The sequence below is a fragment of the Arthrobacter sp. 05T410 genome (assembly GCF_056396505.1).
Genome location: NZ_JBFTLP010000003.1, coordinates 180623 through 202026 on the forward strand (window position 1 = coordinate 180623; position 21404 = coordinate 202026).

At 67.8% G+C, this 21404-nt stretch carries 19 protein-coding genes; 4 read left to right on the top strand and 15 right to left on the bottom strand.

The window, feature by feature from the left end; translation table 11 throughout:
* Positions 1-11: 11 nt before the first annotated feature.
* From AC1DFR_RS05450 to AC1DFR_RS05475, 6 genes are all read right to left on the bottom strand, one after another.
* Complete coding sequence (locus tag AC1DFR_RS05450) at positions 12-713, bottom strand: hypothetical protein (RefSeq protein ID WP_476850183.1); 702 nt, start codon at positions 711-713, stop codon at positions 12-14.
* Positions 706-2082 carry a chloride channel protein gene (locus tag AC1DFR_RS05455; RefSeq protein WP_476872913.1) on the bottom strand — a complete coding sequence of 459 codons (1377 nt, stop codon included), beginning with the start codon at positions 2080-2082 and terminating at the stop codon, positions 706-708. The genes AC1DFR_RS05450 and AC1DFR_RS05455 overlap by 8 nt, the downstream gene beginning before the upstream one ends.
* A 266-nt stretch (positions 2083-2348) precedes the next feature.
* Positions 2349-3209, bottom strand: coding sequence for a DUF427 domain-containing protein (locus AC1DFR_RS05460; RefSeq protein ID WP_476872914.1), 861 nt, complete (start codon positions 3207-3209; stop codon positions 2349-2351).
* 69 nt (positions 3210-3278) lie between these two features.
* Positions 3279-3884 carry a TetR/AcrR family transcriptional regulator gene (locus AC1DFR_RS05465; protein WP_028276376.1) on the bottom strand — a complete coding sequence of 202 codons (606 nt, stop codon included), beginning with the start codon at positions 3882-3884 and terminating at the stop codon, positions 3279-3281.
* Between the two features lie 32 nt (positions 3885-3916).
* Positions 3917-5245 (bottom strand): phenylacetate--CoA ligase PaaK, encoded by a 1329-nt coding sequence (gene paaK, locus AC1DFR_RS05470; RefSeq protein WP_476870378.1) that lies wholly within the window; start codon positions 5243-5245, stop codon positions 3917-3919.
* Positions 5246-5261: 16 nt separating this feature from the next.
* Positions 5262-5813: a hotdog fold thioesterase gene (locus AC1DFR_RS05475; protein ID WP_476870379.1), complete on the bottom strand. Its 552-nt coding sequence runs from the start codon at positions 5811-5813 to the stop codon at positions 5262-5264.
* 91 nt (positions 5814-5904) lie between these two features.
* On the opposite strand from AC1DFR_RS05475, the gene pta reads away from it, so the two are divergent.
* Entirely contained in the window at positions 5905-8016 is a 2112-nt protein-coding gene (gene pta, locus AC1DFR_RS05480; protein WP_476872915.1) for a phosphate acetyltransferase, read from the top strand.
* Positions 8017-8060: 44 nt separating this feature from the next.
* Here pta and AC1DFR_RS05485 read toward each other — a convergent pair whose 3' ends face one another.
* Positions 8061-8339, bottom strand: coding sequence for a hypothetical protein (locus AC1DFR_RS05485; RefSeq protein ID WP_476872916.1), 279 nt, complete (start codon positions 8337-8339; stop codon positions 8061-8063).
* Positions 8340-8544: 205 nt separating this feature from the next.
* Here AC1DFR_RS05485 and AC1DFR_RS05490 point away from each other — a divergent pair, with 205 nt between their 5' ends.
* The gene (locus tag AC1DFR_RS05490) at positions 8545-9714 is read left to right on the top strand and encodes an acetate kinase (protein WP_476872917.1); all 1170 of its coding nucleotides are present in this window, start codon (positions 8545-8547) and stop codon (positions 9712-9714) included.
* Between the two features lie 60 nt (positions 9715-9774).
* Complete coding sequence (locus tag AC1DFR_RS05495) at positions 9775-10338, top strand: GNAT family N-acetyltransferase (protein ID WP_476870382.1); 564 nt, start codon at positions 9775-9777, stop codon at positions 10336-10338.
* An 87-nt stretch (positions 10339-10425) separates the two neighbouring features.
* Here AC1DFR_RS05495 and AC1DFR_RS05500 read toward each other — a convergent pair whose 3' ends face one another.
* From AC1DFR_RS05500 to AC1DFR_RS05525, 6 genes are all read right to left on the bottom strand, one after another.
* Positions 10426-11052, bottom strand: a complete 627-nt coding sequence (locus tag AC1DFR_RS05500; protein WP_476872918.1) for a dihydrofolate reductase family protein — start codon at positions 11050-11052, stop codon at positions 10426-10428.
* A gap of 416 nt (positions 11053-11468) precedes the next feature.
* Complete coding sequence (locus AC1DFR_RS05505; protein WP_476872919.1) at positions 11469-14018, bottom strand: hypothetical protein; 2550 nt, start codon at positions 14016-14018, stop codon at positions 11469-11471.
* Positions 14019-14025: 7 nt separating this feature from the next.
* Positions 14026-14808: a peptidoglycan-binding protein gene (locus AC1DFR_RS05510; RefSeq protein WP_476872920.1), complete on the bottom strand. Its 783-nt coding sequence runs from the start codon at positions 14806-14808 to the stop codon at positions 14026-14028.
* A 245-nt stretch (positions 14809-15053) separates the two neighbouring features.
* On the bottom strand, positions 15054-17270 hold the full coding sequence (locus tag AC1DFR_RS05515) for a S9 family peptidase (protein ID WP_476872921.1): 2217 nt from the start codon (positions 17268-17270) through the stop codon (positions 15054-15056).
* Positions 17271-17297: 27 nt separating this feature from the next.
* Positions 17298-18395 (bottom strand): LCP family protein, encoded by a 1098-nt coding sequence (locus AC1DFR_RS05520; protein WP_476872922.1) that lies wholly within the window; start codon positions 18393-18395, stop codon positions 17298-17300.
* A gap of 74 nt (positions 18396-18469) precedes the next feature.
* Positions 18470-19465, bottom strand: coding sequence for an LCP family protein (locus AC1DFR_RS05525; protein ID WP_476872923.1), 996 nt, complete (start codon positions 19463-19465; stop codon positions 18470-18472).
* 453 nt (positions 19466-19918) lie between these two features.
* Here AC1DFR_RS05525 and AC1DFR_RS05530 point away from each other — a divergent pair, with 453 nt between their 5' ends.
* Positions 19919-20170: a hypothetical protein gene (locus AC1DFR_RS05530; protein ID WP_343213085.1), complete on the top strand. Its 252-nt coding sequence runs from the start codon at positions 19919-19921 to the stop codon at positions 20168-20170.
* Between the two features lie 53 nt (positions 20171-20223).
* On the opposite strand, the gene AC1DFR_RS05535 is transcribed toward AC1DFR_RS05530, so the two are convergent.
* Together AC1DFR_RS05535 and arfB are read right to left on the bottom strand one after the other, a co-directional pair.
* Positions 20224-20847: an arsenate reductase/protein-tyrosine-phosphatase family protein gene (locus AC1DFR_RS05535; protein WP_476872924.1), complete on the bottom strand. Its 624-nt coding sequence runs from the start codon at positions 20845-20847 to the stop codon at positions 20224-20226.
* A gap of 126 nt (positions 20848-20973) precedes the next feature.
* Complete coding sequence (gene arfB / locus AC1DFR_RS05540; RefSeq protein WP_476855587.1) at positions 20974-21396, bottom strand: alternative ribosome rescue aminoacyl-tRNA hydrolase ArfB; 423 nt, start codon at positions 21394-21396, stop codon at positions 20974-20976.
* Positions 21397-21404 lie beyond the last annotated feature (8 nt).

A 21404-nucleotide genomic window follows, 5' to 3' on the forward strand; every position in this document is an offset into this window, starting at 1 on the left:
TTGAAAGGGGGTTACGGATGAGCTCCACGGCTTGCAGGAGACGAGGCGTCGGTGGATTCTGGACTCAGCATCAGAACCGCGCCGGTGAGAAAGCACAGGCCTCCCACAAATGTGCCGAGATTGGACAGCTCGGCGTTCCAGACATCGCCGCTCGACGGTATGACAAACGCCGCGACAGCCGAGATGCCGAACGCAACGGAGCCGGCCACGTTGATCACGCCGATCTTCCACGTTCGAGTCCTGGGCCGGCCGGCAATGGCGCCGCGACCGGCATCCCGCAACGCCACCCCGCTTGAAACGAGGAAGGCGACTGACCCCAAAGCGTCGGGTCGCCACACTTGCTGCTCGGTCAGCGCCGCACTGAGATTGACCCGCATTGCGTTTGCCGTACTCCAGTTGAACCACAGCGTGCCGGCAAGTTGAACCGCGCCAGCAAGCCAGCCGAGATTCCGTGGCGCCCATACCCAAAACGAATGGCGCCGCGTGGCACCCACGGCCGGGAGCGCGTCAACGGCTTCGCGGTACTGCAGGAACGCCGCACAGGTGAAGAACAGCGAACCGACGAAGAACGTGGCTGCACACAAGCGCAATCCCACGGCCTCGGCGTATAGCGGCACCGCTCCCAGGGCGAACAGACTCGAGCCAATGATGAACAACCAGGCGGTCCACCGGTCCCGTACGGTCAAACGGCCCGCGCTCGAGATCTCAGTCATTGTCGGCCCTCGAGGCAGCCCGATGGTGGACCTTGCCGCCAGCGTCAGACGCCACGGGCCCTTTCGGGCCCGGGACCGGGAGCACGTTGGAGATCACGAAGGCCACCGCCACAGCCACCACCACCTGCGGTGTTACCGCCACACCGTCCACTCCCAGCAGCAGCGTGGCCAGCAGGGTCGACGTCAACGGCAGCCGCAGCATGGCTGCGCACATGGCTCCCATGCCCATGCCGAGTCCTGCCGCGAGATTCATTCCGGGCAACCCGCTCGCGACAATACCGAGCGCCGCACCGATGAACATCGAAGGGAACACGGGCCCACCACGAAAAGCGCTCAGGGAGAGCCCGTAGGCCAAGGCCTTACAAACGATCAGCAGGAGGAGCGCCGCAAGCGAGTAGTCCGTGGCGTGTTCGACCAGATCCGGAAGGGCGTCCTGCCCCGAAAACAAGACCTGCGTGAAGCTGTTCCCAGAGATCAACTGGTAGGCCATTGCGGCAAGACCGATCAGCAGGCCGAGCCCGGAGGTCACCAACATCCGGTTCAGGTGCACGAGCGGACGAAGCGAGAGCCCGACCCAGCGGATCAACCATCCCAACAGCGCACCGACGACGCCCATGATCACCGCCCAGCCCAGCGTCGCCAGGGTCGGCGGCACAGCAGGCGGCACGACGGGCAGCGCCAGCGAGAAGCTGCCCAGCCCGGTCCAGCCGTCCAGGCCGACGAACACCAGCGCCCCGACGCCGGACGCGAGCAGTCCGGGCAGGGCCATCAGGCTCAGCGTCATTCCCCCGATCCCGGCGGCCTCCATGATCAGGAATGCACCGAGCACGGGGGATCCGAGCAGGGTACTGATCGCTGCGAAGCTGCCAGCCGACGCCATGATCGTCAGGGCCATCGGCGGAGCGTCCTTCTTCGCCAGGTGCACCGCCAACGCCCCGAGGCCGCCACCGATCGCGATCAGCGGACCCTCCGGCCCGAGCACCGCACCCAGGCTGAGCGTGGTCAGCGCCGCGAGAATAATGCCCACGAGCTCCCGGCCGCTGGGCGGACCGCCGCCCGTCTTGAAGCCGAAAGCCGGTGAGTGGCCCCCGGTTCCCGGCAGATACCGGATGGTCGACGCCGTCAACAGCCCACACAGCACCAACCACGGAACCGGCCACCAGGCAGGAGCGGGACCCCCGAGGACTTGTTCAGGCAGGCCGACGAAGACGTACTGCTGGACAACCGCGACCAAAGCGAGAAAGCCGTACGCAATGACCGAGATGGGAACGCCCAAGACCGCAGCCAGCACGAGCGCAGAGATGTACGCCCTGGAACGAATGACGACGGCCGGATCGAAACTGGGCGGCGATGCGGCAGGCTCGCTCATTCCCGGCAACCCGGCGCGACTGTGACGATCCGGGTGACCCCGAATGTCCTTCTTCCAGGTCGGGGCGGCGTGCCCGGCCGGCAACACCGCGGGTCACCGATGATCAACGAGCAGAACATCATCCCTCCTCCTTCCGCCAGACGGCGGGAGCCTTTAGCGAGGTCTCACAAGCGATAGAGGTGGTCCTTCAGATGTTCTCCAAGCTAAACCCTTCCAAGGGGGCAGTCGTCACCCAATGCGGGTGAAAGAGAACCAAAGCGTTGCGGTCACACCCCGGGTGCCCCCGCTCCGTCCGGGCGTGACCACGGCGTGACCGGGCGCTCCTGCCGGACGCCGTCCACCGTGATGTCCACTCGCTCATTGAAGAAACTGACAAGTCCGTGGATCTGCGCGGCGTCGCGGAGCCGCCGGTCATAGCTCCACGCGACGTTCCTGCCCTGCTCGGAGCCAGGGTAGCTCCAGTAGCTCGCCTGGCCCTTGTACGGGCAAATGGTCCGTTTGGGGCTCTCTTGCATCAGATCCAGCCGCACATCCGACGGCGGAATGTAGTAGCGCACCGGCAGCATGGTTTCGTAGAGCAGCTGCGCGCCGTTCGTCGTGGCGAGCGTTACGCCGTCGAGCCCTACCTCAACGGTGAGCGAGGACGCCCGGATGTCCACACGGTGGAACGGATCACGTGGGTGGCCGATGATCTCCTCGTCGTCCTCGAGCCAGTCGAAAGCGTTGAAATCCAGCACCACGTAGCCGGCGAGGTCGGGGTCCGCCGGCCGGAAGGCAGCGCGGGGCAGCCTCGCATGGGGAGCGACGACGTCGAGCTCCTCACCGGCCGCCGTGTGCCTGCCGAACGCCGTGCGCGGATCCAGCGCCCGCGGCCCCTCCCGGCTCACTCGGAAGCCGTGTTCCGGGACGTCGCCCGCCTGCTGCCCCGGCGGCGCCAATTGGGCACGGAGGTCGCCTTCGGAAACGGCGTAGACGGGGGTGATGCGTTTGGGCTCCCACACCAAGAGCGCACCCAGAGTGTCGACGACGGCACGCCCGCCCACCATGGCACGGACCCTTTTCGCGGTGGGCTGGTAACGCAAATCGGGGAACGTGCTGAAGAGGACGTCAGATATCTTCGTGGCCATGACTACAGGGTGGGCGTCCGTTATCCCGCCGTCAACGACTGACCCGGCCACCCGCCGGCCGGCAGGCGGTCAGCGGGGGACGTGAAGGCCGTGGAACGCCATGGTGATGACGTCGTCGGCCAGCTTCTCCGGGGACAGCGAGCCGCCCGGCTTGTACCACTCGACGATCGAGTTGATGGTGCCGAACAGCAGCCGGGTGACGGTGCGGGGGTCAATGTCCTGGCGGAGTGAGCCCTCATCCCGAGCTTCGGAAATCAATGCGGCGACCTTGTGGTCGAAGGTGCGGCGCCGTTCCAACGCATCCCGCTCGATCTCCGTGTTCCCGCGCAGGCGCAGCAGCAGCGTCACGAAGGGCAGCCGCTCCACCAGCACCGAGATGGTCTGGCGGACCACGAACTCCAGCCGGGCATCGGCCGAACCGGAGGTTGCCCCGGGCTGGTCCAGGATCGCCTCGAGCCCGCCCAGGGCGTGGTCCAGGGCGAGCTTCAGCAGGTCGCCCTTGGACGGGACGTGGTGGTAGATCGCGGACTTGGAGATGCCCAGGTTCTCAGCAAGGATACCCATCGAGGTGGCATCGTAGCCGTGGCGGTTGAAGACGTCGACGGCGATGACCAGCACCGACTGCTGGTCATAGCCGGGGCGGCCGCGCTTGGTGGTGGTTGCTGTGCTGGGCATAGTGGCTAGTTTCTCACGATCTGGTGCTCCGCTCAGCCCTTGGGGCGCATGTCGTAGATCCGGCGCAGCTTGCCGTTGGACCGCTCCAGCGAGCCGGGGTCGACGACGTCGACGGTGCAGGAGGAGCCGACGTGGATCTTGATCTGCTGCTGCAGGACCTTGGCGGCGGCCGTGGCGCCCTCGACGGTGACGGTGTCGCGGCGCTCGATCTTGACGGTCAGCTGGTCCATGCGCAGGCCCTCGGGCCGGGTCAGCTCCAGCTGGAAGTGCGGGCTGAGCTCGGGGATGCGCAGGGCGATCTCCTCGATCTGGGACGGGAACAGGTTCACCCCGCGCAGGATGATCATGTCGTCGCTGCGGCCGGTGATGCGGCCCATGCGGCGGTGTGCCGGCCGTGCGGTGCCGGGCAGGAGCCGCGTGAGGTCCTTGGTGCGGTACCGGATGATCGGCAGCGCCTCCTTGGTGAGCGAGGTGAACACCAGCTCGCCCGGTTCGCCGTCGCCCAGCACTACGGTGGGGTCAAAGGCGTCGATGATTTCGGGCCGGAAGTGGTCCTCCCAGATGTGGCTGCCGTCCTGCGTTTCCACGGCTTCGCCGGCGACGCCCGGGCCCATGACCTCGGAGAGGCCGTAGATGTCGCAGGCCTTGAGGTTCATGGTGGTCTCGAGCTCGTGCCGCATTTCCTCGGTCCACGGCTCGGCGCCCAGGACCGCGTACTTCAGCGACGTGGAGGCCGGGTCGATGCCCTGCTTGATCATGGCGTCGGCGATGGTCAGCAGGTAGGTGGGGGTGGCCAGGATGGCATCGGGCTTGAAGTCCTGGATGAGGGTGATCTGGCGCTCGGTCTGGCCGCCGGAGATCGGGATGACGGTGCAGCCGAGGGCCTCGGCGCCGGCGTGGGCGCCCATGCCGCCGGTGAACAGGCCATAGCCGTAAGCGTTGTGCACCTTCATGCCGGGCCGGACGCCGGAGGCGCGCAGCGAGCGGGCCACAAGCTTGGCCCAGTCGGCGAGGTCCTTCTTCGTGTAGCCCACCACGGTGGCGCGGCCCGTGGTGCCGGAGCTGGCATGGATCCGCGCTACCTCGTTCTGCGGCACGGCGAACATGCCGAAGGGGTACTCGAGGCGGAGGTCCTCCTTGGTGGTGAAGGGGAACTTGCCGAGGTCGGAGAGTTCACGCAGGTCCGTCGGGTGGACGCCGGCCTCGTCGAACTTGCGCTTGTACAGGGGGACGCGGTCATAGGCGTAGGCCACGGTGTGCTGCAGGCGGCTGAGCTGGAGCGCCTCGAGCTCGTCGCGGGAGATGGTCTCCTCGCGGTCCAGGACAGCGTCGGTAGTGGCGGCGGCAGTTTCTTGGGTCATCAGTGGTTCCCTGTTTCTATTTCTTGGAGATGGTGCGGCTGCGGCCGCGGAACTCGGCGATGAGTTCCCACGTAGGGGCGTCGGTAGCGGTATCGGTGGGGAGCTGGCCCGGAAGGGTTGCTGCGGGGGCCGCGCCGGCCGGTGCGGGCTGCGGTGTTCCGGGCGCACCCGCGCCAGGGTCGGCGGCGTAGATCTGGATGTCGTACAGCCCGCTGCGTCCGGTGCTGGCGCGGCGGTTCGCGACGGCGGTCAGCACCTGTCCGCGGAAGGCGGGCTTCAGGAAGTTGATGTCGACGCCGGCAGCAACCGTGATGTTGCCGCTGTCGATCCCGGCTTCGCCGGGTTTCGGGCTGGCCGGGTTGCAGGCGAGGGCGAAGGCGGTGTCGCCGAAGGCGAAGATCATTCCGCCGTGGGCCATGCCGAAGCCGTTGAGCATTTCCTGCCGGAGCGTCATGCGGATCGTGGCGTGCCCGTCGTCCAGCGCCAGGACTTCGATGCCCATCCATTCCGAGGCGTAGTCGTCTTTCAGGATGGGGTGGGTGGCCCCGGAAACCGTCAGTTCAGCCATGCGTCGTTGCCTCCAGCTTTATTTACCGAATGTTCATTAGGTAATCCCATGTGGGTGCCCGCTGTCAAGGGGTGTAAGTATGCTGGGACACATGGCCAAAGGAATTTACGTCAGCGCGACCACCCCGGGCTCCGGCAAGTCCCTCATAGCGCTGGGGTTGGCGGACACCCTCCACCGGCACGCGGACCGGATCGGATTCTTCAAGCCTGTGGTTCACGGCAACGACGCCGCGGCGGACCCGATGGTGGCGCTGATGAAGGCCCGGTTCGATCTTGATGACCGGCGCTGCCGCGGCGGCCTGACGTTTGCCGAGGTCCGCGGGCTGCTGGCCGAGGGCAACAGGGCCGAGATCGACGCCCGCTGCGTGGAGATCTTCGCCGAAATGTCCCGCCACTGCGACGTGGTGATTGTGGAGGGGACGGACCTCACCGGCCAGGATGCCGCCGTCGAATTCGACCTCAACGCTCGCCTCGCGAACAACCTGGCCGCCTCGATCGTCGCCGTGGTGGGCGCGAAGGGGCGGACCGTCGCGGAGGCTGCCGACGCCGTCGAGGTTGCCCGCAAGGAACTGGCGGCGGAACACTGCAGCCTCCTGGCCATCATGGTGAACCGGGCCAACCCGGAGGACGTGGACGGGATCGTCGCCGCCGTGAAGCCCGGCGCGTCCGGCCGCCCCGTCTACGTCTTCCCCGAGCTGGAGGACATCGCACGGCCCACCACCGGGGAGGTGGCCTCGGCCCTTGGGATCCGCCAGGTGGCCGGTCGGCAGGACATGGAACGCGACGTCCATTCCATCAAGGTGGCGGCGATGAATGTGGCCAACTTCCTGCACGTGCTCGACGACGGCGCCCTCGTGATCGTCCCGGGTGACCGTGCGGACGTGATGGTCGCGTGCCTCGCGTCGTCGTTCTCGCCGGAGTTTCCGGTGCCGTCTGCGCTCATCCTCACCGGCGGCCTGGCCCCGGACCCCAACATCTACTCGCTGCTGGCGCAGGCGCCATTCCCCGTGTTCGCGGCCCCGGACGATACCTACACCACGGCCAAACGGGTGTCCGAGGTCCGCAGCGAGATCTGGTCCGGGCACCGCCGCAAGGTGGCCTCGGCCGTGGGGCTGTGGGCTAAGCGCGTGGACGAGGCCGAGCTGGTGGAGCGGCTGCACCTGCCGCGGCTGGAGCGGATGACGCCGCTGCGGTTCCTGCACGACCTCATTGAGCGGGCCCGGCTGCAGCGCCGGCACATTGTCCTGCCCGAGGGGAACGACGTGCGGATCCTGCGGGCCGCCGAAATTCTGCACCGGCGGGACGTCTGCGACCTCACGATCCTGGGCAATGAGTCGGCGGTCCGGGAGCTGGCGTCCACCCAGGGCATCGACCTCTCCGGCATGAGCATCGTGGACCCCGCGACGTCGGAGCTGCGCCAGCAGTTTGCCCAGAAGTACGCGGAACTGCGGGCGCACAAGGGCGTGGACCTGGCCCGGGCGCTGGAAGTCATGCTTGACGGCAGCTACTTCGGCACCATGATGGTGCAGCTCGGCGTGGTGGACGGCATGGTGTCCGGCGCCGCGCACACCACGGCCCACACCATCCGGCCCGCGCTGGAGTTCGTCAAGACCCGGGACGGCGTCAAGATCGTCTCCTCGGTGTTCCTGATGCTGATGCCGGACCGGGTGCTGGTGTACGGCGACTGCGCGGTCAACCCTGACCCGAACGCGGAGCAGCTGGCGGATATCGCGCTGGCCTCGGCCGAGACCGCAGCCCAGTTCGGCGTGGAGCCGCGGGTGGCCATGCTGTCCTACTCCACCGGCGGATCCGGGACCGGGGAAGCAGTGGACAAAGTCCGGCAGGCCACCGAAGTCGTGAAGGACCGCCGCCCGGATCTGGCCGTTGAAGGCCCCATCCAGTACGACGCCGCCGTCGACGCCGCGATCGCCGCGTCCAAGATGCCGGGCTCGTCCGTGGCAGGGCAGGCGACCGTGTTCATCTTCCCGGACCTCAACACCGGCAACAACACCTACAAGGCAGTGCAGCAGTCCTCGGGTGCGGTCGCCGTCGGGCCCGTCCTGCAGGGTCTCCGGAAGCCGGTTAACGACCTCTCCCGCGGGTGCACCGTAGAGGACATCGTGAACACGGTGGCCATCACCGCCGTGCAGGCGCAGTCCGTGGAGCCCGCTACCGAGCCGGAACCTGCGGCTGCCCGCGCATAGTCAGCTGTTCCGGCTCGGCTGTTTTCCAGGTCAGCTGTTTTCCGTCAGCTGTTTTCCGGCTTCGCCGGACTTTCGGGGTCTTCCTCCTTGGCGGGCTCATCGGCCAGGCCCGCCGGCGTGAGATCCAGGTCCTCCAGATTCTCGGGGGCCTCGGGCGCTTCGCCGACCTCGGCGGCCTTGGGGTTTCCTGTGTCGTCCAGGGCCGGGTTCGCGCCGACGACGCCGGTGGGATCCGGTTTACCGGAACCGCTGGCGGGTTCGGTGCCCGCTGGTTCGGTGCCCGCTGGTTCGGTGCCCTCCGGCTGGGTCGCGTCGTCAGTCATGGAAATCCCCTTCGTGAGTTGTCCAGTTGGTCCGCCGACTCTAGGCGCCCGGCCCGGCTTTCGCAACGGATGGGCGCCACTGGCGTTCCGGCAATTTGGTCCGGCAATTTATAGTGGATCCCACGGAGCGCTCGGCCAGGCTCCGGCGTGATGCCAGTCCCGGCGCACCCTCGGGTAGCGTCGAAGCCAAGGCTTAGGAGGCCCCATGCTCGTGCTCGTCATCAACTCTGGCTCGTCTTCGCTCAAGTATCAGGTGCGCGACGTCGAGGCCGGCAGCGTGCTCACCGAAGGCCTGGTCGAGAAGATCGGCATGGGTGCCGGCGGTGAGGGCGACGGCCAGATCGAGGGCCCGCGCGACCACGCCCAGGCGCTGGAGCAGGTGGACGCCGCCATCCACGACGCCTTGGGGGACCGCGTGCTGGATGCCGTCGGCCACCGCGTGGTGCACGGCGGGGAGCGCTTCGCCGAGCCGGTGCTGGTCAACAACGAGATCACCCGGGCCATTGAACGGCTGAACCCGCTCGCCCCGCTGCACAACCCCGCCAACGTCCTCGGCATCCGCGCGATCTCGAAGAAGTGGCCCGAACTGCCGCAGGTGGCCGTGTTCGACACCGCCTTCCACCGCACCCTGCCCGAGCACGCCTGGCGCTATGCGGTGCCGGACGAGCTCTACACGAACCACGGGATCCGCCGCTACGGCTTCCACGGCACCTCGCACGAATACGTTGCGCACCGGGCGGCGGCGCTGCTGGATGTTCCGGTCGAGGAGTTCGACGCCGTGATCGCCCACCTGGGGAACGGCGCCTCGGTCACCGCGATCCGCGGTGGCCAGTCAATCGACACGTCCATGGGATTCACGCCCCTCGAGGGCCTCGTCATGGGCACCCGCTCCGGCGACCTCGATCCGTCCATCCTGGTCTTCCTCGGCCGGAACGGATGGTCACCCGAGGACCTGGATTCGATGCTGAACCGGCAGTCCGGGCTCAAAGGCCTGGCCGGCAACAACGACATGCGCTCCGTGGTGGAGGCCGCGGAAGCCGGCGATGCCAAGGCGGCCATGGCCCTGGCGGTCGCGTCCTACCGGCTTGCGAAGTACATCGGCGGCTACCACGTGGCCGTGGGCGGCGCGAAGGCTCTTGTCTTCACGGCCGGAATCGGCGAGAACTCGCACCAGTTCCGGAACCTGGTGGCGCAGCGGCTCGGTGCCCTCGGCGTCGAACTCGACGCCGGGCTGAACCGGGAACGGTCCAGGGAACCCCGCGTCATTTCCACCCCGACGTCGGCCCTGCCGGTCCTTGTAGTCCCCACTGACGAGGAACGGGCGATCGCGGAGGCAACGGCCGCCGCCGTCGCGCAGGCATCCGTTGCTCCGTAGCCGCCCTTTTGGCCGCGCAAAACGGCGCTTCCGGAGCAACGGATGGGTAGCGTTGGGGACATGAATGAACCCAAGCCACTGCCTCCGCTGCCCATCCGCACCGAGCGGCTGGTGCTGCGGCGTTTTGCAGCCGCCGACCTCGATGCCTTCCATGCCTACCACTCGCTCCCGGAAACCGCCCGGTTCCTGCCCCGCGAGGCCAAGAGCTACACCCAGTCGATGGAAACGGTGGGACGGTACGCCAACTTCGAGTTCGAGAAGGAGGGCGACTGGGTGGCCCTGGCCATTGAGGCCCAGGATTCGCCCGGCCTCCTCGGCGAGGTGGTGCTGAAGTGGCTGGAGGGGTGCGGGCAGGCCGAGATCGGCTGGAGCCTGGCCCCGGAGGCGCGGGGACGGGGCATCGCGAGCGAGGCCGCCCGGGCACTGCTGAAGCTCGGGTTTGAAGACCTCGGATTCCACCGCATCGACGCCAAGCTCGATGCCCTGAACACAGCCTCGGCGGCGCTTTGTGAACGGCTCGGCATGCGCCTGGAATCACGGCAGGTGGACAAATGGCACTACAAGGGCGAATGGGCCACGGAAGTGGTGTACGCCATGCTCGCGGACGAGTGGAAGGACCGCTGACCGGGCCCGGCGCTTGAACTCGGTCAACTCCGCCTGGTGCAGCGTAGCGGCCGACTCAACCATCGGCCGCAAGCTCAACCACGGGCCTCAGGTGCCGGACGAACCAGGCTCATAGGTCCCGTACGTCGGAAGCCCGGACGACTCATAGACAAGAATCGCGAGTCCGCCCGGCGTCGCCTCATGGCGGACCAGACGCAGGCCCGCCGGGGCGCCTCCGGCCGGAAACAGTTGCCTGCCGTTACCCACCACCACAGGGGCGATCACCAGCCTCAGTTCGTCGATCAGCCCCTTCGCCAGCAGCGACTGGGCCAGCCGGGCACTCCCGTGGATCTGCAACTCCCGGCCGGGCTGCCTCTTCAACTCAGCGACCTGTGCGGGGACGTCCCCGGACAGGATGGTCGTGGGCGCCCAACCAGCCCGCGCCAGGCTCTGCGAGGCCACGTACTTCGGCAAACCGTTCATCTTCTCAGAGAACGGATCATCAGGGTCCGTGATTCTCGGCCAGTCCCTCGCAAAGTTGACGTAGGTGCGGCGGCCGAACAGCAACGCATCCGCCTCACCCAGCCAGTCCGCCGCCTGCTGGATGAATTCCTCGTCAAGATAGGGGACGAACCAACCTCCTTGTGAGAAGCCGTCGCTGGTATCCTCCTCGGGCGATCCAGGACCCTGCGCCACGCCGTCCAATGTGAGGAACTCTGTCAGCGTTAGTCTCATCGTGTTGCCTCTCCGTGCTGGGTGCTGGGTGCTGGGTGCTGGGTGCCGGGTGCTGGGGCCGGGGTGCTGGGGCCTGGGTGCCGGGTTCACCGGCCCGGGCTGGGCCTGGAATCACGGCAGGTGGCAAGTGGCACAACAAGGACGAACGGGCCACGGAAATGGTGTACACCATCCCCGCGGATGAATGGAAGGCCCGGCAGCAGGTACCCGGCGGCCGAAGGCGCAGCGAAGCCCCAATCTAAGGGACGCGCAAATCTAAGGGAAGTACCGACCTGACAGGGTAGCGCTCTGACGGGGTGGCGGTCTGTCGGGACGCCGATCTGACGCAGATGGCCGGAATGAAGTCCTCATTCCGGCCATCTGCGTCCATTCGGAACCGATTCGGGCCCAGGCCGAACCCGATTCGGGTTCCCGACTTAGGGTGCCGGCGGCGCGGTGGATACCGGCGCCGGTGAGACCGTGCCCGGTGCGGGAGCCGCGGGTTGCGTCAGTTGCTGCCCTGCCGGCTCCGTGGCACCGGAGCCCGGGGCGGGACCGGACGACGTCGTGCCGCCACTCGGCGCCGTGGCTCCCGTGGGTCCCGTGGGTCCCGGGGCCGGGGCCTGCGTGCTGCCGGGGGTGGTTTCGGCAGTGGCTCCCGACGTCGTACCGGGCGTGGCAGCGGTACCGGCACCAGGCGTGGCGCCGGAGGTTGCGCCGGGCGTGGCGCCCGGAGTTGGCGCTGTGCCGGCGGACCCGGCCGGGGTGGCGCTCGGATCGGCCTTGATGACCGCCATGATCTGTTCCTTGTACGCGCTGAGCCGGCCCTGGATCTCCGAGAGCGGCTGGTTCCGCAGGTCCTTGCCGTAGGCGGCGATCTCCTGCCACAGCTCGTTGAGCCTGGTCATGCCGTCGCTGCTCAAGGGCCCATCCAGGGTCAGGACAAGTTGGCTGGCCAGGGCGTAGGTCAGGCACCGGACGCAGTTGTAGTTCGCCGACGCCGAGAGATTTTCCGGAACGATCACATCGGTCTGTCCCACAATCAGGACCACCTGGAAGCCCACCGCCACAGCGGCGCAGTCAGCGCAGCTGGCAAAGGCGTACGCCTCATTCCTGGTGTCCACGGTGTCACCGTCCTCGGCCCAGACCAGGGCGAAGGCGACGTCGTAGACCACGGAACCGTCAGTGGTGTTGACCGCGAGCGACTGGTTGCCGTCGTCCTCCGGAGCGGCCGGCTTGTCGAAGGGGAAGACCCAGGAAGGGGCAGCCGGCGCCGCCGCGGGGCCGGCGGTGCTGGCCGTGCCGGACTGCCGGGGCACCAGGACCATGCTCAGCTGCGGGTCCTCGCGTGTGGGCCGCCGGGCGCCCTCCGGCCACAAGGCAACGGTCGTTCCCGCCTGGCCCTCGGCCATCCGGGACGCGGCGGAGGCCGGGAAGACGGCGGTGGTGGCGTCGGCCAGGGTGCCGCGCTCGTAGGGCTGGACCGGGCGGTAGGTGTCAGCTCCCGGCCACCAGGCCCAGGCGAGGCCCGCCGCCACCGCCGCGATCGCAAGGATGGCGGTGGCACGCTGGAGGGCCTTGCCGCGGGTCTTGCGCCACAGGCCGGTGGCCAGCTGGCGGACCAGGCGCAGCAGGATGTAGAAGATGCCCAGCACCGGCAGCGCCAGGCAGGCGATCGCGATCACCCGCACGGCGGCGTCGGCGACGTCCCCGGTGGCGACGCTGTGGGACAGCATGGCCTGCTGTTTCAGGCCGTTGTCCCAGGCGGTGCCCAGGACGCGCGGCAGGGTGAGCACCATGGTGGCCATGCTGAAGAGCAGCAGGGGGACCGTGACCAGCACCCAGATGGTGACCACGGCCCGCGCCCAGGGCTTCAGGAGCCCGGCTTCGGGATCTGTCTTCCGCCACGGCACCAGGGCCAGCAGCGTGGGCTTGATGCGCTGGAACAGGTCCGGGACACCGGTAGCGTCGGCCAGGATATGGTAGCCGTCGAAGCGGACCAGCGGCATCAGCTGCCGGACCATCTGCAGGATCTGGGTAACCACCACCAGCAGCAGCGCATCGAAGCCGGTGGCCCACCAGATACCCATGATCGCGACCGCCACGATGGCGTTGAAGTACAGTCCGCCGAGGTCCGTGCGCAGCCGGCCGCCGCGCCCCAGCCGGTAGGAATCCGTGACGTCGGTATAGAAGGCCGGCCACATCAGATACAGGCCGGTCCCCATGGCGCCGGGGGTGGCCCCGCCGCGGCGGGCGGCGGCGGCGTGGCCGAACTCGTGGAAGCCGGCCGAGAGCACCGTGACCACCAGGATCAGAAGCACCAGGCCGGGGTTGGCGAAGGCCTCATGCGTTGCCGATGCCAGACCCTTGACCATCAGCACCCACCAGCACGTGGCCAGGAAGGCCGCGGTCACGGCCACCACGATCAAGGGGTTGAACAGCGTGGCGAACGGCGCGGTGATCTTCCGGGTGCGGTCCGGATCGGTCACCGAGTACCGGAAGCGCATCCCCAGCAGCGGGTTCGATTTCTTTACCGCGGGCTCGGAGCCGTCCGCCAGCTGCAGGAGGCCGAGGGGGAGCAGCTGGGAAGTGATCAGGGTGCGGACGTTCTCGGCACTGACGAGCCGTCCGAAAGTGTCACTGGCGTGCCCGGCGATTTCTTCCAGGCCCCGCTCGCCGTCGATCGCCTCGAGCACCAGGTACAGCAGTCGGGTGAGCTGGATGGTCTGGCCGTCGGAACGGCGCACGAGGGACGGGGCTTCCTTGTAACCGGACCCCTTCGCCTCGCCGATCAGCTGGACGCCGGCGGCCCGCACCGGAACCGGGTGCAGGCCGACCGCCGCGGACGCCGCCGGGCCGGCAGCGTCGCCGCGTGCACCGGCTCCGGAGTCGGTGCCGGGCGATGTGGCGGCGGATGTGGCGCCGCCGGTGGCAGGCAGGGCCGGAGGGCCGTCCTGCCCGGACGGCCCTCCGTGCACAGTGCTCATCTAGGTGCTACTGCTTCAGGTCGGACTGCTGGTCAGCCGACGCCGTAGCGTCACCATGGATGTCCTGGTTGATGATGGCATCCTGCTGGGCGACGGCGAACGCGTTGCTGTCGATGGAGCCGATGTTGGCGCCGACGGCAGCGTCGATCGGCGCGGCCACGTTGGCGTTGGCGGCCACCGCACCGTTGATCGGTGCTGCGATGCCAGCGTTGGCGTCCAGGTTCACATCGACGTTGAGCAGGTTGCCGTTGAGGGCACCCGCGGCGCCGGCGGCGGCTCCCACATCCGTCGGCAGCGCACCGCCCAGGTCCGGGGCCGTGCCATCCGGCAAGACGCCGGCGGCATCGGCGGGTACCGTGCCGGCGGGTACAGCGCCGCCGAGATCGGCCGCGGCAGCAGGCGTGGCCGCATCGTTGGCAGCAGGCGTGGCGGCAGGCGCTGCTGTGGTCCCGGCATCCGCACCGGTGCCCTGGTCGATGACACTGTCCTGGGTGGAGTCTGCCGTGGCATCGCCTGTGACGCCCTGGTTGATAATGGTGCCCTGGTCGGCGAGGGCCTGGGACTCAGACCCGAAAGAGAGCACGTTTGCCGAGGCTGCCGCATCAATCGGCGCGGCAACGTTGGCGTTGGCCGCGACGCCGAGGTCGATCGGCGCCGCGGCGCTGATCCCCAGGTTCAGGTCGGCGTTCAGGTCCAGGACGGAGGCGACTTCCTTGTCCGGGAGAGCGGTGCCGCCCTGCGCCATCAGCTCATCATCAGTCAACGGGGTCATTCCCTGCTCAACGCTCATAACAAACTCCATCTCCGGCACCGTGTGCCCGGTCAAAGCCCTACGACGCCCCGCCCCCAGCGGACGGGTTCCACGTCGAAGTGCCCATCATGCCAGTAAATAGTAAGCATGATGACCAAATATCGGTAGCGGGCTCCCGGATTAATGCCGGAAAGCCCGCTGACCGGCCGGAAAACGCATCGATTGCTCCGTAAGTGCCCTCATGGAGGTCCCAAAGGGCGCCCACGGAGCAACCGATGGGGTTCTTACTTCAGTCCGGATTCGGGCAGCAGTTCGGTGGCGCCGAGGGAATCGGCGACGAACGCGTAGTCCCAGGCCCGTTCGCGCCACTGCACGTACCGGCCCGACGCGCCGCCGTGGCCGCCTTCCATCTCGATTTTCAGGACGACGGGTTCGCTGCCGGTGTTCACCTCGCGCAGCCGCTGCACCCACTTGGCCGGCTCCACGTAGAGCACGCGGGTGTCGTTGAAGCTGGTGACCGCGGCGATCTTCGGGTACGCCACGGCACGGACGTTCTCGTAGGGCGTGTACGACTTCATGTACGCGTACACGGCCGGGTCGGTGATTGGGTTGCCCCATTCCTCCCACTCCAGCGCCGAGAGCGGCAGGTCGGGGTCCAGGATGGTGGTCAATGCGTCCACGAACGGGACGGCGGCAACGATCGCCGCGTACTTTTCCGGCGCCAGGTTGGCGACCGCGCCCATGAGCAGGCCGCCGGCGGAGCCGCCCATCGCCGCGATCCGTGCCGGGTCGACCCAGCCGGAACCGGCGAGCCAGTCCGTGGCCGCAATGAAGTCGGTGAACGTGTTTTTCTTGTGCAGCTTCTTGCCGTCGTCGTACCAGTGCCGGCCCAGCTCGCCGCCGCCCCGGATGTGGGCGATCACAAACACGATGCCCCGGTCCAGCAGGGACAACCGGGGGATCCCGAAGCCCGGATCCATGCTCATTTCGTAGGAGCCGTAGCCGTACACCAGGCCGGCCGCCGTCGAATCCTGCCGGACGGAGGCATGGCGGAGGACCGAGAGCGGAATCCGGGTCCCGTCGGACGCCACCGCCCATTCCCGGGTGGCGACGTAGTCCGACGGCGTGTAGCCGCCCAGCACCGGGCTCTCCTTGCGCAGCAGGAGTTCACCGGCCGGGAGCTCCGGGGTGGGCAGCACAAAGTCGTAGACCCGCGACGGGGTGAAGTAGGAGGTGTAGCCCATCCGGATGACGGGCGCCTCGTAGTCGGAGCCCGCGACGCCGGCGGTATACAGCTCTTCGGCGAACGCAGGTTCCACGGCGGCGCCCTGCTCCGGGGTGCCCAGTCCTGCCAGGGGCAGGACCTGGACCCGTTCAATGGTGTCCTTGCGCACGGAGACCACCGCGTGGGTCGACGTGACGCCAGCGCCGTTGACCCGGACCTGGTCGGAATGGGCGACGACGGTATCCCAGTGCTGCTCGGCGAGCGGCTTTGCGAGCTCGGCCGGGTCCACCAGCGAGACCATGGAATTGATGGCGTCCTTGTTGTGCGTGAGCAGAATCCGCTCCCGGCCCCGTCCCGTGGCTTCCGCCAGCAGGAACGGCTCGGCCTCGTAGAGGATGCGCTCGTCGCGGGAGATCACGGTGCGCAGGCCGGCGTCGGGGTCATCAAAGCGCAGCAGGCGGGTCTCGCTGAACTCGGAGCAGCCGATGCTGAGCACCAGGTGCCGCCGGTCGGCAGAGAGCTCGAAGCCGAGCCACATGGCGACGTCGTCCTCCTGGTAGATGACCGTGTCCTCGCCGACGGGTGTGCCGAGCACGTGGGACTTGACCTGGTACGGCCGCCACGAATCGTCCACCACGGTATAGAAGATCCGGCTGCCGTCGGGGGAGAAGGAGATGCCGTAGAAGACGTTCTCGATCACATCCGGCAGCAAGTCGCCGGTGCGGAGGTCCTTGATGCGCAGGGTGAAGCGCTCGTCGCCGGCGTTGTCCACGGCGTAGGCGTAGAGGGTGCCGTCGATGGTCGTGGCGGCCCCGCCCACGGCGAAGAACGGCTTGCCCTCGGCCTCGAGGTTGCCATCGAGCAGGACCTCCTCGCCGGGGATGACGACGCCGGCCTCCACGGCCGGGGGAGTCCAGTCCGCGACGCGGTCCCCGGTGTCCTGGCCGCGCACGCGGCAGTGGATGCCGTACTCCTTGCCCTCGACCGAGCGGGTGAAATACCACCAGCCGTCCTTGCGGTTCGGGACGGAAAGGTCAGTTTCCTGGGTGCGGCCCTTGATTTCCTGGAAGATTGCCTCGCGCAGCGGCTCCTGGTGCGCGGTCACGGACTCCTGGTAGGAGTTTTCAGCCTTGAGCAGGTCCACGACCTCTGCGGACTCCTTGTCGCGGAGCCACTCGTAGTTGTCCTCGAACGCGTCGCCGTGATGGGTGCGCACCGAGGGAACTTTCCGGGCGACGGGAGGCTGCGGGGACGGCTGGGCGGGAGTCTGGGTCATGGACCCAATCTACCGAAGAGCGGCGCCTCAATTGCCGTTCTGCAGATTGTTGGCCGCCACGTAGCCGGCGAGCGTTCCCGAGCGCAGTGCGGCGGAGAGCGCTGCGGTCGCGGCAGGGTCCTTCAGGACAATCGACTGGCCGTCCCGGCTGGTCCCGGTGCCGGCGGTCGGCAGGGTGAAGAACACTCCACGTCCCGGCGGCGTGCTCCGCAGGCCGAAGGCGAGGTCTTCCAGCGACTCCAGGGTGAAGCTTGCGTCCAGGGTCACGTGCGGCAGCACCGTCTTGATGAGTTTGCGGACGGTGCTGTGGTCCGCCAGGCCGCCTTCGGAAGCCAACTTGGCCATCATGGCTTTCAAGAACGTCTGCTGGTTCCGGACCCGCTGGTAATCGCCATCGGCGAAGGCATGGCGCTCGCGGACAAAGGCCAGGGCCTGCAGCCCGTTGAGGTGGTTCACGCCCGCCGGAAAGTGCACCTTGTCATCTGCGGTGGCGGTGAATGACTGTTTGATGTTGACGTCGACACCGCCGAGCGCGTCCGTCATGGCCGCGAACCCTTGAAAATCCAGCATCACCGTGTGGTCGATGTGCGCACCCAGCAGCGCCTCCACCGTCCGCGTCATCAGCGGCAGTCCGCCCAGTTCCAGCGCGGCATTCACCTTCGCCGTTCCGTGGCCGGGGATGTCCACCCAAAGATCGCGCATGATCGAGATGCCGTAGACGCTCTTCCGGTCCGCCGGGAGGTGGATCAGCACAAGAGCGTCGCCGCGCTGGTCGGAGGTGGTGCCGCGGGCCGCCGCCGCCCGCTCATTCACCCGGCTGTCGCTCCCGATCAGCAGGATGTTGAGGGCGACGGCGGGTGGTTCCGGGGTGGGCGTGGGGGTGGGCGCCGGCGTGGGGCTGGCCGCCGTCGCCGTCGCGGCCGCCGGGGCGGCGGCCGGTGCCGTGGCTCCGGCCGGAGCGGGGCTCCCGGGCCGCTGCACGGTGAGGACGTAGGCCGAGACGGCCACGACGACCGCGAGCAGCGCCCCCAGGAGCAGAATAATCGGACGACGGCGGCCTGCCGCCGGGGACGGGGGAGGGGACGCCGCGGAAGCCTCGGCTGCTGGCTCCGGAGCGTTCCCCATGAACGGACGCTAGCACCGCTGCTGCCGCGGGCTAAGGGTCCAAGGGCCTCTCCTGGCCCCTCAGTTGACGGGAGTCAGTTCCCGTTCTCGAACTTGTTCGCGGCGACGTACTCGCCCAGGGTGTCAGAGGCCATCGCCGCGGAGATCTTTTGGATGGCGTCCGGGTCGGCCAGCACGATCGACTGGCCGTCCGTGGACGTTCCGATGCCCCCGGTCGGCAGGGTGAACATGACGGTGTTCTGCGCCCGGATGTCCTTGAGCTCGAGCCCCAGCCCTGCCACGGCTCCCGAATCAAAGGTCTTGTCGACCGTGACGAACGGCGAGACGGCACCGACCATGTTGTTGATGGTGATCGGGTTGCTCAGCGTCTGGCCGGCAGTCGATTTCTTGATGATGGCCCGCAGGAACTCCTGCTGGTTGCGGACCCGCTGGTAGTCGCCGTCGGCGTAGGCGTGGCGTTCGCGCACGAAGGCCAGGGCTTGGGTTCCGTCGAAGGTGTGCTGGCCCGGGGCGAAGGACTGGCCCGGCAGTGCGGTGGAACTGAACGGCACCTTGATGTTCACAGTTACCCCGCCCAGCGCGTCGGTGAGGCCCTTGAAGCCCTCGAAGTCGATCATCGCCACGTGATCGATGCGCTGGTGGAAGATCGACTCGATGGTCTGCACCATCAGCGGCGTACCGCCAAGGGCCAGTGCCGAGTTGATTTTCGCCTCGCCGTGCCCGGGGATGTCCACCCAGAGGTCGCGCATGATGGACATCGTGTAGATGTTCTTGCGGTCCGCCGGGATGTGCATGAGCATCAGCGTGTCCGCGCGCTGGTTCGTGGGCGTTCCGCCCGCGGCATCAGCCTCGGTGGCGCCGCGGCTGTCGCTGCCCATCACCAGGATATTCATCGCGGTGTTGGTCTTCTGCGGACGCGTGGACTCGTCGGGGAAGGCCTGCTCAATCTTGCTCGTGCCGGAGTCGAAGGTCCGTGCCAGGTTGAAGAGGTAGCCGCCGGCCACCACCGCGACGAGCGCCACGACTACGGCGACGGCGATCAGCACCTTGCGGCCCCGGTGTTTCCTCACGGGCCGCCGTTCCCTGGATCCGGCCGCGGGGACTTGGTCTGCGCTGTCGAAGGGGTGCGTCATGTATTCCTCTTGGTCAGCCGGGACGGTGCCCGGAATCTATCTGTCACTTCTCAGGCTGGCTGCACTCAGGCTGGCTGCGCCGGGGGCCAGGTGCCGGAAAGTGGGGCCCGGTGGCGGCCTTCTTTACAGTACACCGGGCGCGGCAACAACAGTTTTGGGCCTAGAAGGCACTAGATAACGCGGGGTTCCCCGGATATGAAGCGCACTGTTGCCTGCGTCACACTCCCTGCCTAGGCTGGGGGCGGTCGCAGCGTCGCGGCCAAACCGGTCGCAGCGTCGCGGCCAAAGCAGTAAATGCACGAACAGGGGAATCGTTTGAACCACAAACTCCGGGTTCTTGTCAGGCTCGACCTCGATTGCGGTCAGGCAGAAGTAGCAGCGCAGGGACATGTGACGGCAAGAAGCCTCCAGGCCCTGTACGTGGTGGTCAAGCGGGCGAACCACCTGAGAGAAGGACTCCATCTGGTGTTGGATGTCAGCCACGCCGTGGTGGAGCCGGCAGCCCTGGAGCAGCTGCGGGAGTGCTCAGCCTCCCACCACCTGCCCGCCGCCATTGATCCGCTTCAGTCCGAATGCCAGCTCAGCATCGTGGCGCCGGTGGAACCGATGGCGGTTCCCCGGGCCAGGAGGTTGGCGGCATAGCTCCGGGCCGTCGAACGAAAACTCCTCCGGGAATGCCCGGCTCTTGCGGCCACTCAACCGTTGTGGAACTCAGTTGCGGTGCGCGCGAAACGCAGGATGGTGAGGAGCGCGGGCGCGAGCTCGTACTCCATCTGCCGGTACATTCCCTCGCCGCGCCCGTAGGGATCCACGACGTCGTCCTCTGAAACGTCCTGGGCAAGTGTCAGGTGCCGGACCGCAGCGGCCCGGGCGGGCAATTCGCGCCAAAAGCTTCTCAGGTCCACCGCCGGGTCCGCCGTGCCATCCCGCTGGGTGCTGCCGCGCTGTTCCAGGACCCTCAGCATGCGCGCGAACTCGCGGATGGTAAACGTGCGCCGGAGCAGGGAGGCATCCATCTGCAATGCTTCGCCGCGGTGATGTGCGGCCATGGTCAAGACCAGATCGGTGTCGCGCAGGATCGTCGGCGTCAACTGCCGGGCGGCAAAGCCGTCCGGTGTTCCTCCATAACTCCGGATGATGTCCGCTGAGCTGGGCTGGACGGGCTCGCCCACCATGGCCCGGGTGCCGGCACTCTCTACCTCGAAGGCGCCGGGTTTCATCCGGTCAAGTCCTGCCTGGAGCAGGCGTTCCGCGACGGGGGAACGGCAGATGTTCCCTGTGCAGACGGTCAGGATCCGAATGGGTGGGGACGACTCCAAGGCTTCCATTTTCCGTTTCGTGATGCTTAGCGGCGACGTAATGTCCGAGCTTATCGTTCCCCGGGCACGGGCGCGCGTTTCCCGCTGGCTGGATGACTGGCTGGACGGCTGGATGGCTGGACGGCGCTATTCGGCGGACGGCCGCCGTCGTTGCTGTTTCGTCGCTGCCCGCTGTTCCTTTGCGGCGAGGCGTCGACGGTTCGAGCCGCGGGTGGGTTTGGTCGCCCGGCGGCGGGCGGCCTCGGGGGCAAGACCCTCTGCCACGAGGCCGGCGAGCTTGGCCAGGGCGATCTCGCGGTTGCGCAGCTGGGAGCGCTGCTCGGCGGCGGTCACGGTGATCACTCCGGCGATGAGGCGCCGTTCAAGGCGGGTGGCCAGTATCAGCCGTTGACCATCCGAGAGCGCCGTCGAGGCCGCGACGTTCCACGAGAGTTCGACGCGGCTGTCCGAGGTGTTGACGTGCTGGCCGCCTGGCCCGGACGAGCGCGAGAACCGCCAGCGGAGTTCCGACGCGGGAATGGTGAGCGCGGCCGACACCTCCAGATCCATGCAACCAG